14 protein-coding genes are annotated in these 13,235 nt (G+C 70.5%); 7 read left to right on the forward strand and 7 right to left on the reverse strand.

Annotated elements, in window-relative coordinates:
* Positions 1-36 precede the first annotated feature (36 nt).
* Both DEJ13_RS11760 and DEJ13_RS11765 read right to left on the reverse strand, forming a co-directional pair.
* On the reverse strand, positions 37-1,110 hold the full coding sequence (locus DEJ13_RS11760) for a BMP family lipoprotein (protein WP_111106588.1): 1,074 nt from the start codon (positions 1,108-1,110) through the stop codon (positions 37-39).
* A gap of 196 nt (positions 1,111-1,306) precedes the next feature.
* Entirely contained in the window at positions 1,307-2,419 is a 1,113-nt protein-coding gene (locus DEJ13_RS11765) for a mannose-1-phosphate guanylyltransferase (RefSeq protein WP_111106587.1), read from the reverse strand.
* Positions 2,420-2,591: 172 nt separating this feature from the next.
* Here DEJ13_RS11765 and DEJ13_RS11770 point away from each other — a divergent pair, with 172 nt between their 5' ends.
* The 6 genes from DEJ13_RS11770 (at position 2,592) to DEJ13_RS11795 (ending at position 8,148) form a co-directional block, all read left to right on the forward strand.
* Positions 2,592-3,827 carry a glycosyltransferase family 4 protein gene (locus DEJ13_RS11770; protein WP_181436993.1) on the forward strand — a complete coding sequence of 412 codons (1,236 nt, stop codon included), beginning with the start codon at positions 2,592-2,594 and terminating at the stop codon, positions 3,825-3,827.
* Positions 3,828-3,902: 75 nt separating this feature from the next.
* Entirely contained in the window at positions 3,903-4,382 is a 480-nt protein-coding gene (sdhC, locus tag DEJ13_RS11775; protein WP_258374062.1) for a succinate dehydrogenase, cytochrome b556 subunit, read from the forward strand.
* 14 nt (positions 4,383-4,396) lie between these two features.
* Positions 4,397-4,843, forward strand: a complete 447-nt coding sequence (gene sdhD, locus DEJ13_RS11780; RefSeq protein WP_056118635.1) for a succinate dehydrogenase, hydrophobic membrane anchor protein — start codon at positions 4,397-4,399, stop codon at positions 4,841-4,843.
* A gap of 70 nt (positions 4,844-4,913) precedes the next feature.
* Positions 4,914-6,707 (forward strand): succinate dehydrogenase flavoprotein subunit, encoded by a 1,794-nt coding sequence (sdhA, locus tag DEJ13_RS11785; protein WP_056118637.1) that lies wholly within the window; start codon positions 4,914-4,916, stop codon positions 6,705-6,707.
* Positions 6,707-7,480 carry a succinate dehydrogenase iron-sulfur subunit gene (locus DEJ13_RS11790; protein ID WP_056118640.1) on the forward strand — a complete coding sequence of 258 codons (774 nt, stop codon included), beginning with the start codon at positions 6,707-6,709 and terminating at the stop codon, positions 7,478-7,480. Before sdhA ends, DEJ13_RS11790 begins: the two co-directional genes overlap by 1 nt.
* Before the next feature lie 23 nt (positions 7,481-7,503).
* Entirely contained in the window at positions 7,504-8,148 is a 645-nt protein-coding gene (locus tag DEJ13_RS11795; protein WP_181436992.1) for a TNT domain-containing protein, read from the forward strand.
* Between the two features lie 63 nt (positions 8,149-8,211).
* Here DEJ13_RS11795 and DEJ13_RS11800 read toward each other — a convergent pair whose 3' ends face one another.
* The 3 genes from DEJ13_RS11800 to DEJ13_RS11810 all read right to left on the reverse strand — a co-directional run bounded on the left by DEJ13_RS11800 (position 8,212) and on the right by DEJ13_RS11810 (position 10,532).
* Positions 8,212-8,817 (reverse strand): DUF805 domain-containing protein, encoded by a 606-nt coding sequence (locus DEJ13_RS11800; protein ID WP_111106584.1) that lies wholly within the window; start codon positions 8,815-8,817, stop codon positions 8,212-8,214.
* Positions 8,818-8,890: 73 nt separating this feature from the next.
* Complete coding sequence (locus tag DEJ13_RS11805) at positions 8,891-9,445, reverse strand: DUF805 domain-containing protein (RefSeq protein ID WP_082517760.1); 555 nt, start codon at positions 9,443-9,445, stop codon at positions 8,891-8,893.
* A gap of 154 nt (positions 9,446-9,599) precedes the next feature.
* Positions 9,600-10,532 carry an NADP-dependent oxidoreductase gene (locus tag DEJ13_RS11810; RefSeq protein WP_111106582.1) on the reverse strand — a complete coding sequence of 311 codons (933 nt, stop codon included), beginning with the start codon at positions 10,530-10,532 and terminating at the stop codon, positions 9,600-9,602.
* A 39-nt stretch (positions 10,533-10,571) separates the two neighbouring features.
* On the opposite strand from DEJ13_RS11810, the gene DEJ13_RS11815 reads away from it, so the two are divergent.
* Entirely contained in the window at positions 10,572-11,552 is a 981-nt protein-coding gene (locus DEJ13_RS11815) for a diacylglycerol/lipid kinase family protein (protein WP_111106581.1), read from the forward strand.
* Positions 11,553-11,634: 82 nt separating this feature from the next.
* Here DEJ13_RS11815 and DEJ13_RS11820 read toward each other — a convergent pair whose 3' ends face one another.
* Both DEJ13_RS11820 and DEJ13_RS11825 read right to left on the reverse strand, forming a co-directional pair.
* The gene (locus tag DEJ13_RS11820) at positions 11,635-12,798 is read right to left on the reverse strand and encodes a mannitol-1-phosphate 5-dehydrogenase (protein WP_111106580.1); all 1,164 of its coding nucleotides are present in this window, start codon (positions 12,796-12,798) and stop codon (positions 11,635-11,637) included.
* Entirely contained in the window at positions 12,795-13,232 is a 438-nt protein-coding gene (locus DEJ13_RS11825) for a PTS mannitol transporter subunit IIA (RefSeq protein WP_056118651.1), read from the reverse strand. The genes DEJ13_RS11820 and DEJ13_RS11825 overlap by 4 nt, the downstream gene beginning before the upstream one ends.
* Positions 13,233-13,235: the final 3 nt, after the last annotated feature.

Below are 13,235 nucleotides of genomic sequence, written 5' to 3' on the forward strand. Positions count from 1 at the left end.
GGGCGGAGGATCGCTCCCCCGCCCGCATCGATGGTGTTACTTGACGGTCGCCTTGGTCTCGACCTTGATCGAGCCGTCGATGATGCCGGACTTGATCGTGTCGAGCTCCTTCGACAGACCCGAGTCGACCTTGGACTCGTAGTCGTGGAACGGCGCGATGCCGACGCCCTCGTTCTTCAGCGTGCCGACGTAGGGGGTCTTCGAGAAGTCGCCCTTGGCGGCCTGCTCGACGACGTCCTTCGTGGCGGGGCGCATGCCCTTCTCGACGGAGGTCAGCGCGATGTCCTTGTAGCGGGGGTCTGCCTCGTACAGGTCGCTGTCCGCGCCGATCAGCACGGAACCGTTGTTCGCGTCCTTGATCGCCTCGGCTGCCGACTGGTAGATCGGGCCGCCGACGGGGAGGATCACGTCGGCACCCTGGTCGATCAGGGTCTGTGCGACCGACTTGGCCTGCGTGCCGGCCTCGAAGCCGCCCGTGAAGGAACCCTTCTGGCTGTCGACGTCCCAGCCGACGACCTTGACGTCCTTCTTCTTCTGGTCGTTGTAGTACTTCACGCCGTCCGCGTAGCCGTCCATGAAGATCGTGACGGTCGGGATCTGCATGCCACCGAACGTGCCGACGACACCGCTCTTCGAGTACGACGCGGCCGCGTAGCCGGCGAGGAACGCGGCCTGCGAGGTGTCGAACGTGATCGGCTTGACGTTCTTCGCGTCGATCGAGTTGTCGTCGATGATCGCGAAGTCGGTGTCGGGGTTCGCCGCGGCCTGCTTCTTCGTGGCGTCGGCGAGGTTGAAGCCGACCGTCACGATGAGCTTGCAGTTCTGGTTGACGAGCTGCTCGATGTTCGAGTCGTAGACCGTGGAGTCCTTCGACTCGGCCGACTTGTACGTCGCCCCGAGCTCCTTGGCGGCGTCCTGCAGACCCTCGTAGCCGAGCTGGTTGAACGACTTGTCGTCGAACCCACCGGAGTCCGACACCATGCACGGGCGGAAGCTGGTGGTCTTCGCCGACGAGGTGTCGGACGGAGCGGCGGAGCAGCCGGCCAGGACGGCGACGGTGCCGACGAGCGCGAGGCCGCTGAGTGCGATCTGACGGGTACGAGATGACACGGGTGGGTTCCTCCGGGGAGCTTGGCCCGGTCACTGTGCACCGGGCGATCGTGGCGACAGTACACGACCGCCTGGCCGGTACAGGACGCCGCTGAGGGCCCCCGGGGATCGGTTACGGGATCGCGACCGCACCGTAATGCGCCTGTAACGCGGGGACACCGGATCGGCCCAGATCCGGGCATTTCGTGATGGAGCGCTACAGGACGTCGTCCCGGCCGCTGATCTTCAGCGCATCCACCACACCCTTGACCCGCTGGGCGTTCGCGCTGGTGGTCACGAGGAGTGCATCGGGGGTGTCCACGACCACGATGTCGTCGACCCCGATGAGCGAGATGAGCCGCTGGCTGTGCGACACCACGATGCCACTCGACGAGTCCGCCAGGATGCGGGCCCCGTCGCCGAGCACGGCCAGGTGGTTCGCGAGCCCGCCGGACTGGAGCTTGGCGAGCGACGCGAAGTCGCCCACGTCGTCCCAGTCGAAGTCGCCGGGGACCACGGCCAGGCGTCCGGCAGCGGCTGCGGGCTCGGCGACCGAGTAGTCGATCGCGATCTTCTTCAGTTCCGGCCACACGGCGTCGACGACGGCGCCCCGCGACGAGGTGTCCCACGCGGCGGCGAGTTCCTCGAGTCCGGCGAGCAGCTTCGGCTCGTTCCGGCCGATCTCGGCGAGCAGCACGTCGGCGCGCGAGATGAACATGCCCGCGTTCCAGAGGTAGTTGCCGTCGTCGAGGTAGCCGGTGGCGGTCTCGAGGTCGGGCTTCTCGACGAAGGAGCGCACGGTGTGCGCCTGCGGCGCGGACTCGATCCCGAGCGAGTCACCGACGTGGATGTAGCCGAAGCCGATCGCCGGCTCGGACGGCGTGATGCCGATCGTCGTGACGTACCCGGCGCGGGCCGCGGCGACGGCCTCGGCAACGGACCGGCGGAACCCGCGGGCGTCCCCGATGACGTGGTCGGCGGCGAACGAGCCGATGACGACGTCGGGTTCGCGGCGGTGCAGGATGGCCGCGGCGAGGCCGATCGCCGCCGTGGAGTCCTTCGGCTCGCTCTCGAGCACGACGTTGTGGTCGGGGACCCCCGGCAGCTGCGACTCGACCGCGACCCGGTGCGCCCGCCCTGTGACGACCATGATGCGGCCCTCCCCGGCCAGCGGCGCCAGGCGGTCCCAGGTCTGGCGCAGGAGCGAGGTCCCCGACCCGGTCAGGTCGTGCAGGAACTTGGGGGCGTCGGCACGCGAGAGCGGCCAGAGGCGCGATCCGATGCCGCCGGCCGGGATGATCGCGTAGAAGTCGTCGAGGGGTGCAGCCACGGGCTCAACCTACCGCCGTGCGACACGTCTTCCTGGGTGCCCGCCGGACCTTCGGCGGGAAACCGCACGACGCCGCCTCCGGGCGCGCACGACCTGTTCACCCCCCGCGGAGGTCCCGTTCACCGGGCTGACCCGCTGCCGGACACGTCCGACGCGCAGCCTGGAGCACGCCATGAACGCACGCAGCGTGGAGCGCGGGACGTCCAGCAGGACCGTCGCCGTCGTGACCGAGAGCTTCCTGCCCACCCTCAACGGCGTGACCACGAGCGTCCTCGCGGTCCTCGACCACCTGGAGCGTCGCGGCCATCGAGCCGTGGTCATCGCACCGGACACCCCCGGGATCGCGGGCCTGCGGTCGCGGACCCAGCTCGAGCGGTACCGCGACTTCGACGTCCACCGGGTCCCGGCGGTCGCCTACCGACAGTTCCCGGTGGCGCTGCCGCACCCGGTCCTCGACACGATCCTCGCCGCCTCCGGCGCCGACGTCCTCCACGCCGCCAGTCCGTTCCTGCTGGGTGGGCGCGCGATCACGGCAGCCGGGAGGCTCGGCATCCCCTCCGTCGCCGTGTTCCAGACCGACGTGGCCGGGTTCGCCCGCCGCAACGGCCTGGCCGCGACCGCCCCCCTCGTGCGCAAGGTGCTCGGGCGCATCCACGCCGGCGCCTCGCTGACGCTCGCGCCGTCGTCCGCCACCGCGGCCATGCTCATCGAGGACGGCGTGCCCCGCGTCGCGCGCTGGGGGCGCGGCGTCGACACCGCGCTCTTCCACCCCGCGCGACGCACGTCGTCGGCCGTCCGCAGCCTGCGGCGGCGGCTCGCCCCGCGCGGCGAGACCATCGTGGGGTACGTGGGGCGGCTGGCACCCGAGAAGGAGGTCGAGCGGCTCGCCGAGCTGGGCGGCATCCCGGGCATCCGGGTCGTGGTCGCAGGAGGTGGGCCCTCCCGTCCGGCCCTGGAGCGCCGGCTCCGGCACCTCGACGCGACCTTCACCGGCCCCCTGCGCGGCGACGACCTGGCGGACGTGTACGCGGCGCTCGACGTCTTCGTGCACACCGGACCCGCCGAGACGTTCGGGCAGACGCTGCAGGAGGCGCACGCCTCGGGCCTGCCCGTCGTCGCACCGGCGTCGGGCGGGCCGCTCGACCTGGTCGCGCCGGGACTCGACGGTGCCCTCTACGACCCGGACGAACCACAGGCACTCCGAGCCGCCGTGCTCGGGATGCACCTCGACCGGGCGCGCGCGGAACGGATGGGGTCCGCCGGTCGTCTGCGCGTCGAGGGCACCACCTGGGAGGCCGTCGGCGACGAGCTCCTGGCGCACCACGACACGGCCAGGAACATCGGCGCACCGCCCGCGGCGCGCAGGGTCCTCACGGGTTGGAACGAGAAGGTCAGCGGCCGGTCGTAGGATGAACGTGTTCCACACGAACATGACGGCAACGGCTCGCCGATCGACGAGCCAGTCCTACGGAAGGGCGAGCTCATGGCCGAGCAGACCACAGGCGGTACGGCGACGACAGCCGCACCCACGGTGTCGATAGACGGACGACCCAGCGGGTCGGCGATCGAGTCGCCGCGCACACCACGCACGCCCCAGGGCACCCTGTACCGGGGCAGCGTCGGGATGTGGTCCTGGGTGCTGCACCGCATCACCGGGGTGGCGATCTACTTCTTCCTGCTCGTGCACATCCTCGACACGGCGCTCGTGCGGCTCTCCCCCGAGGCATACAACGCGGTGATCGGCACGTACAAGACGCCCATCATGAACCTCGGTGAGATCGCCCTGGTGATGGCCATCGTCTTCCACGCGTTCAACGGGCTGCGCATCATCCTGGTCGACTTCTGGTCCAAGGGGCCGAAGTACCAGCGCGCCATGTTCTGGGTCGTCCTCGTGCTCTGGGCCGTGGCGATCGCGGGCTTCCTGCCGCGCCAGCTCATGAACCTCGTCGCCGACTTCCACTGAACCAGGGGCACACCATGACCACGCAGACCATCGCGCCCCCTCGCAGTGCCGAGGCCGCCCGCCGCACCACGAACTGGGAGAAGTGGGGCTGGATCTACATGCGCGGCTCGGGCATCCTGCTCGTCGTGCTGATCTTCGGCCACCTGTTCGTCAACATGGTGGCCGGCGAAGGCGTCAAGCAGATCGACTTCGCCTTCGTCGCCGGCAAGTGGGCCAGCCCGTTCTGGCAGGTCTGGGACACCCTCATGCTCTGGCTCGCGCTGATCCACGGCTCGAACGGCATGCGCACCATCGTCAACGACTACGTCGCCAAGCCGGGCATCCGCAAGACCCTGCTCGTCGCGATCCTCGCCGCCTGCGTGCTGCTCATCGTCCTCGGCACCCTGGTGTGCTGGACGTTCGACCCGTGCCCCGCCGGCGCCGCAGCCGCCGACCTGCCGTCGTTCTGCCCCGCGCAGTAGCCGCACCCACGACGACTCCCGCCGCAGGGCCGTCGTCAGCACCCGCCGCACCACCGACCGGAAGACATCCTTGAGCGACATCACCGTCCACCACCACCAGTTCGACATCGTCATCATCGGCGCCGGAGGGGCCGGCATGCGGGCCGCGATCGAAGCCGGTCCGAAGGCGAACACCGCCGTCATCTCGAAGCTCTACCCGACCCGGTCGCACACCGGTGCGGCGCAGGGTGGCATGGCCGCGGCGCTGGCGAACGTCGAAGAGGACTCGTGGGAGTGGCACACCTTCGACACGATCAAGGGCGGCGACTACCTGGTCGACCAGGACGCCGCCGAGATCCTGGCGAAGGAAGCCATCGACGCGGTGATCGACCTCGAGAACATGGGTCTGCCGTTCAACCGCACACCCGAGGGCAAGATCGACCAGCGGCGCTTCGGTGGGCACACGCGGGACCACGGCAAGGCGCCGGTCCGCCGTGCGTGCTACGCCGCCGACCGCACCGGGCACATGATCCTGCAGACGCTGTTCCAGAACTGCGTCAAGCTCGGCGTGAACTTCTTCAACGAGTTCTACGCACTCGACCTCATCATGGTCGACGTCGTGGGCGACGACGGCGTCACCCGCAAGCAGCCCGCGGGCGTCGTGGCCTTCGAACTGTCGACCGGTGAGCTGCACGTCTTCCACGCCAAGGCGATGATCTTCGCCACCGGCGGCTTCGGCAAGATGTACAAGACCACCTCGAACGCGCACACCCTGACCGGCGACGGTGTCGGCATCGTCTGGCGCACCGGCCTGCCGCTCGAGGACATGGAGTTCTTCCAGTTCCACCCGACCGGTCTGGCCGGACTCGGCATCCTGCTCACCGAGGGTGCCCGCGGTGAGGGCGCGATCCTCCGCAACGCCTCGGGTGAGCGGTTCATGGAGCGCTACGCCCCGACCATCAAGGACCTCGCCCCGCGTGACATCGTCGCGCGCTGCATGGTGCAGGAAGTGGCCGAGGGGCGCGGGGCCGGTCCGAACAAGGACTACGTGCTGCTCGACTGCACCCACCTGGGCGCCGAGGTCCTCGAGACCAAGCTCCCCGACATCACCGAGTTCGCGCGCACCTACCTCGGCGTCGACCCCGTGGTCGAGCCCGTGCCGGTGATGCCGACCGCGCACTACGCCATGGGCGGCATCCCCACGAACGTCAAGGCCGAGGTCCTGGCCGACAACGACACCGTCGTGCCCGGCATGTACGCCGCCGGCGAGTGCGCCTGCGTCTCCGTGCACGGCTCGAACCGCCTGGGCACGAACTCGCTGCTCGACATCAACGTGTTCGGCAAGCGCTCGGGCAACAACGCCGCCGAGTGGGTGCAGACGGCCGAGTTCCTGCCCCTGCCCGAGGACCCCGCCGCCAACGTGCGCGGCATGCTCGAGCAGCTCCGCGCCGCCACCGGCACCGAGAAGGTCGCGCTGCTCCGCAAGGAGCTCCAAGAGGAGATGGACAAGAACGCGCAGGTGTTCCGGACCGACGAGTCCCTGGCCCGCGTCACCGAGACCATCCACACCCTGCGCAACCGGTTCATGAACGTCTCCATCCAGGACAAGGGCAAGCGGTTCAACACCGACCTGCTCGAGGCCGTCGAGCTCGGGTTCCTGCTCGACCTGGCCGAGGTCGTCGTCTACTCGGCGCGCAACCGCAAGGAGTCCCGCGGCGGACACATGCGTGACGACTACCCCAAGCGTGACGACGAGAACTACATGCAGCACACCATGGCGTACCTGACGGGCGACCCGCACTCGTCACTCGCCGACGACCACATCACACTCGACTGGAAGCCCGTCGTCGTGACGCGGTACGAGCCGATGGAGAGGAAGTACTGATGACCGACACCCTGGTCTCCGACGCCCCCCGTACCGACACGGTGCAGGACGCTCCCCCCGGTTCGTTCCCGGTGACCGTCATCGTCCGGCGTTTCGACCCGGACGTCGACGACGAGCCGCGCTGGCAGGACTTCGACGTCATGATGCTGCCGACCGACCGCATCCTCGACGCCCTGCACAAGATCAAGTGGGAGCAGGACGGGTCGCTGACCTTCCGCCGCTCCTGCGCGCACGGCGTGTGCGGGTCCGACGCGATGCGCATCAACGGCCGCAACCGCCTGGCGTGCAAGACCCTGATCAAGGACCTCGACGTCTCGAAGCCGATCTACGTCGAGGCCATCAAGGGCCTGCCGCTCGAGAAGGACCTCATCGTCGACATGGAGCCCTTCTTCAAGTCGTTCCGCGAGGTCCAGCCGTTCCTGCAGGCGAAGTCGGTGCCCGAGAAGGGCAAGGAGCGCGTGCAGTCAGTCGCCGACCGCGCCCGCTTCGACGACACCACGAAGTGCATCCTGTGCGCCGCGTGCACCTCGTCGTGCCCGGTGTTCTGGACCGACGGGCAGTACTTCGGCCCCGCCGCGATCGTCAACGCGCACCGCTTCATCTTCGACTCGCGCGACGACGCGGCCGACGTGCGCCTCGACATCCTCAACGACAAGGAAGGCGTGTGGCGCTGCCGCACGACCTTCAACTGCACCGACGCATGCCCGCGTGGCATCCAGGTGACCAAGGCGATCTCCGAGGTCAAGCAGGCCGTCATGCGAGGTCGGGCATAGGCGCACCCGATAGGCTCCCGATCATGACGTTCGCGGACACGCGCCCCATCCTCGACCAGCTCGGGTACACCATCCGGTACGTGCAACTCCCCGGGGAGACCCTGCACGAACCGCCCGTCGAGGGGGCGCTCCGCATCGTCCCCGCCGACGGCGCGGACACCTTCGCGCTCGAGGTCGTCGACTACGGCACCGCCCGTCGTCTCGCGACCGCGCGCGGCGAGGACGACGCGGTGGAGATGCTCCGGCGCTTCCTGAACCGTCCGTTCCCGGCACCGCGCGACCTCCCGCGGCACGAGCTCGACGGGCTGCGGGACCGCGCGGCCTCGACGTACCCGCAGCTCGCGCAACAGGTCGGGCAGTCCGGGCCAGACGGCCTGACGATCCAGATCCCGGCCGGCGTTCCCGTCGACCGCATCGGTGGACCGGACGGCTACCTGCTGCACCCGCTCGACACCCCGATGCCCGCGCGCTCGCTGCCGCCGCACGTGACGGCAGCGCCCGAGGTCCACCGCTACGTGGTCGACCGTCCGTTCCTGGTCTCGGTCCGTTTCGTGGCGCCGTGGTTCGACCAGCCCGGCGGCGCGCTGCGCTTCCTGATCGCGAACCCGACCACGACGATCCGCGACCTCGTCGTCGACGGCTCACTCGTGCGGGTCCGCGCCGTCTGACCGACCATCACCACGAGGAAGGGCCCCGGCGTTCGCCGGGGCCCTTCCTCGTCGTCGCGCGGGTCAGCCGCGGCCGGGCTCGTCGAAGCGCTGCCCCTCGGGGTTCGACGGCAGGAGCGCGAACACGATGCCGACGATGCCGACGAAGACCGCGATGATCCACAGGGCACCGGGCAGGTTCGCGTCGTGCAACCGGCGCCAGCCGAGCGCGAGGCTCGGCACGATCGTCGCGAGCCCCCACAGGGCTCCGAGGATGACGGGGAGAGCGATCAGGGGTGAGGTCGAACTGGTCGAGGCCTGCACCCCGGTCGCGCTGCTCGACGCCGAGCCGGTGCCGGTCCCGATCACGATGGCCAGGAGCAGCCCGTAGATGACGAACAGCACGATCGCGTTCGCCAGGACCCACCACCAGTACTCGCTCCGGCTGGCACGCCCGTCGAACCGCGCGTACTTCTTCCAGAACCGCGCGGCGGCCTTGGGGAACGAGATGCCGTACCAGGGTGCCCAGAGGGGCGGTTCCCCGTCCGGGCCGACGGGCGCCGAGCCCCCGTACTGCGGTGCGTGGCCCGGACCGGGCTGCTGACCGTACTGGTTCGGCTGCGCGTACGGGTTCGGCTGACCGCCGGGCTGCTGCCCGTACGGGTTCTGCGGCGGGTACTGGTCGGTCACGGGGTCCCCCTGGTGGTCGAGTGGTGGTCGTGCACGAGTCAACCAGACACGCGGCGCACCGGAGCGTCCCCGACTACCCCCGATCGGGTCGGTCGTACCGCTGCCCCTCGGGACGGGACCGCTGCAGCACCATGATGAACAGCACGATCCAGCCGATGATCGGGATGACACCGATGACCCACCACCAGCCGCTGTGGCCCGCGTCGTGCAGACGGCGCATCAGCAGCGCGATCGAGGGCAGCAGGATCGCCAGACCCCACAGCGTCGCCGGCAGGACCGCGACGAAGTTGTCCGAACTGGCTCGGACGCCGAAGTAACCGGTGCTGGTCGAGGTGACGGTCGTGCCGGTGGCGCTGGCGAGGATGCCGTCGAGGATGTTCACGACGATGCTCGCCAGGAACGCCCAGAGGACCCACCACCAGAACTCGCTGCGGCTGGCACGCCCGTCGAAGCGGACGTACTTCTTCCAGAAGCGTCCGAAGGCCCGCCCGAACGAGATGCCGTACCACGGTGCCCACAGCGGCGGTTCGCCACCGTTGCCGACCGGCGCCGGTGCGCCGTACTGCGGCGTGTGGGCCGCACCGGGCGGCTGGGCGTACGGGTCCTGCGGCGGGTACTGGTCGGTCACGGGGTCCCCCTCGGGGTCGAACGGTCGTCGCCTGCGAGTCAACCAGACGACCTGGCCAGCCGTCCCGACACCGACCGTCCCGACGCCGACCATCCCGACGCCGACCGCCCTGACGCCGACAGTCCCGACGCCGACTCAGGGAACCGACGCCGGCTCAGGGAACCAGTGCCAGCTTGCCCCCGGGGTGCCCGGACTCGAGCAGCTCGGCCGCCTCGCGGGCCTGCGCCAGCGGGAACGTCCGGGCGACCGGGACCTCGAGCTGGCCAGCAGCCGCGAGGTCGATCAGCCGCTGCCGCACCGAGTCCCGGAACGCCTTGCTCTCGGGCTGCGCTCCCCCGACCATCGGGACGCCCTCGGCGGCCGCACGCTGCTGCGCGGCGATCGTGACGATCCGGCTCCGGTCGGCCACCAGCGCCAACGAGACGTCGATCGCCTCGTCGGTGCCGACGCAGTCGATGGCCACGTCGATCCCGTCGGGTGCGAGGTCACGCACCCGGGCCTCCAGACCGTCGCCGTAGGCGATCCACTCGCCGCCGTACCGGCGGACGGTGTCCGCACCGCGTTCGGACGCCGTGCCGATGACGCGGACGCCCAGTGGGCGCAGCTGCTGCAGGACGCTCACGCCGACCGCGCCGGACGCGCCGTGCAGCAGGACCGTGTCCCGCCCGGAGGCCCGGGTCACCCGGATCACGTCGGCGGCGGTCGTGCCGGCCAGCAGCAGGTTCGCGGCCTGCGGGAAGTCGAGGGACGCGGGCTTGGCGAACACGTCGGCAGCGGGCACCGTCAGCTCCTCGGTCCAGCCGCCGGACACCCGGAACGCCAGGACCTCGTCGCCGACGGCACCGCCACCGGAGGCGATCTCGGTGTCGGGACCCATCGCGCTGACCACCCCGGCGACCTCGTACCCGATCGCGATCGGGTAGGCCGACGAGTCGGCGGCACGCGTGTGCTTCGTGTCGGCGGGGTTCATGCCGGCGGCCCGGACGGTGATCGTGACCTCGCCCGGACCCGGCGGCCGCACGTCGACGTCGATGGACTCCAGGACCTCGCTCGCGCCGGGACGCGGCGCCACCCACTGCTTCGTCATGCACCGGACGCTACGCCCCGCCGCGGTACCCTCGGCTCCGTGTCGTCCCCCGAGCCCTCCGCTGCGCGTCCACCTCGGGCCGCGGTCGTCGTCAACCCGTCGGGCATCGACGTCCGCGTGCTCCGCGCCGCGGTGACGACTGAACGGGAGACCCTCGGGTGGGCCGACACCCGCTGGTTCGAGACCGCCCGGGACGACGACGGCCGTGCGGCGGCACGCGCGGCGCGGGACAGCGGTGCCGACGTGGTCCTCGTGGCGGGTGGCGACGGCACGCTCCGGGTCGCCGCCGAGGAACTCCACGAGTCCGGCATCCCGCTCGCCCTGGTCCCGACCGGGACGGGCAACCTGTACGCGCGGAACCTCGGGGTGCGCCTGAACGACGTCACGGGGGCGGTCCGCAGGGCCTTCCGCGGAACCGACCGGCAGGTGGACATCGCCTTCGCGGACCTCACGCGGGCGGACGGCACCACGACACGGCACGCCTTCCTGGTGATGGCGGGCATCGGCCTCGACGCGAGCATGGCGGCGAACACGAACGCCCGGCTCAAGAAGCACTTCGGCTGGGTCGCGTACTCCGACCCGATCGCGCGGTCGGTGCTCGGGAACCGCCGCATCGAACTGCGCTACCGGTTGGACGACGCGCCGGAGCGGAGCATGCGCGCGCACACCGTCATCGTCGGGAACTGCGGCACGCTGACCGCCGGCGTGCTCCTGCTGCCGGCGGCGCGGCCCGACGACGGGGTGCTCGACGCCGTCGCGTTCCGGCCGGACGGCGCGATGGGGTGGACCAAGGTCGGCTGGGGGCTGTCCATGAACCGGTTCCACCACCGCACGCGCTTCGGACGCCTGCTCGCGTGGTTCCTCCCGAAGTCGCGCGCACTGGGCTACACGACCGCCCGGCGGCTCGCGATGACGCTCGACGAACCGCAGCAGGTCCAGCTCGACGGCGACCCGTTCGGCACCGTGGTCCAGGCGGTCCTGACGGTCCGCCACGGCGGGCTGACGCTCCGGGGCGCCTGAGGCGCGACCCCCTGACGGACAGGAGGCCCGGTGCCAGCTGGCACCTGGGGCTCCCGTCCTGTCAGGGGGTCGCGTCGGACCGTCAGGCGCGCGCGGACCGCACCCGCTCGGCGAAGGCGGCGTGCAGCGGGTGCTGCTGCTCGAGGCCCGTGATCTGCGTCACGACCTCGGCGTCGGACTGGTCCGAGGCGAGCAGCGCCTGCAGTTCGACGCTCTGTTCGTCGTCGGGGACGTCGAAACGGAGCGCCGCACCCATCGCGCCGAGCAGCGCAGTCGGCTCGGTGCCGTCCTCGGCCAGCGCGGCAGCGGGTGAGACGAAGCGCTCGTCGCGGGACAGCTTGCGGAGCGGCTGCCGGCCGACACGGGTGACCGTGTCGGGCAGGTGCACGTTCTCGAACCGGGCGATGATCGCCTGCACGTAGGCGCGGTGCACCTCGGGGTCGAGCTCGTGCCGACGGACCAGCAGGTCGCTCGTCTCGGCGAGCACCGACTCCAGCTCGGAGCGCACCGCGGGGATCGCGATCGCGTCGGAGATCTTGTCCGCACCGGCGAGGAAGCCGTGGTACGCGACGGTGGCGTGGCCCGTGTTGACGGTGAAGAGCTTGCGCTCGATCGAGGCCGCGAGCCCGTCGACGTAGTGCGCGCCGGGGATCTCCGGCTCGTGCCCGCCGAACGGGGTGCGGTCGATCGCCCACTCGAAGTAGGTCTCGACCGTGACGTCGAGGCCGCCGTCGGCAGCCTGGGCCGGGACGATGCGGTCGACCGCGGTGTTCGCGAAGACCGCCTTGGCGAGGGCCTGGTCGCGGGTGTCGGCCGGGAGCGCGTCGACGACGAAGCCGCGCAGGATGTCGGTGGCGTTGAGCGCGTTCTCGCAGGCCATCACGGCGATCGGGGCCGCGTCGGCATCGCGTGCGGCGAGGCCCTTCGCGATGACCGGTGCGATGAACTTGAGCACGTTCGGCCCGACGGCGCACGTGACGACCTCGGCGGTGGCGATCGCGTCGACCACGGCCTGCTCGTCCTGCGCGCTGTTCAGTGCGCGGAAGCCCGTGACCTCGTGGTCCTGGGCGTCCTGGCCGACCTCGTGCACGGTGTACGAGTCCGCCGCGGCGAGGGCGTCGATGAGCGGGGCGGCGACGTCGGCGAAGACGACCTCGTAGCCCGCCTGGTGCAGCAGCAGCCCGACGAACCCGCGGCCGATGTTGCCGGCGCCGAAGTGGACCGCGGTGCGCTGTCCGTCGCTCACTCGTTGACCTCGCCCAGGATCGCCAGGATGGCCGCGGTGTCGGGGGCGTCGGTCAGCTTGGCGACCTCGTCCTCGTCCGAGAACACGATCGCGATCTTGGAGAGGATGTCGAGGTGCTCGTTGTTGACGCCGGCGATGCCGACGACGAACCGGACCTCGTTGCCGTCCCAGTCAATCGGTGCCGCGTAGCGGATGAACGACAGCGCCGAGGACTTGATGGCGTCCTTGGCGTCGTTCGTGCCGTGCGGGATGGCGAGGAAGTTGCCCATGTACGTCGAGACGCTCTTCTCGCGCTCGAGCATCGCCGGGTAGTAGTCCGCCGTGACCGCGCCCGCAGCCTCGAGGATCTCGGCAGCCTCCTTCATCGCCTCCGACTTGGTCGGGGCGGTGTCCTCGGTGTGGATCCGGATCTGGCTCTCCTGCAGGACGGGCATCGG

It is taken from the genome of Curtobacterium sp. MCLR17_007, assembly GCF_003234655.2.
Classification (GTDB): Bacteria; Actinomycetota; Actinomycetes; order Actinomycetales; family Microbacteriaceae; genus Curtobacterium.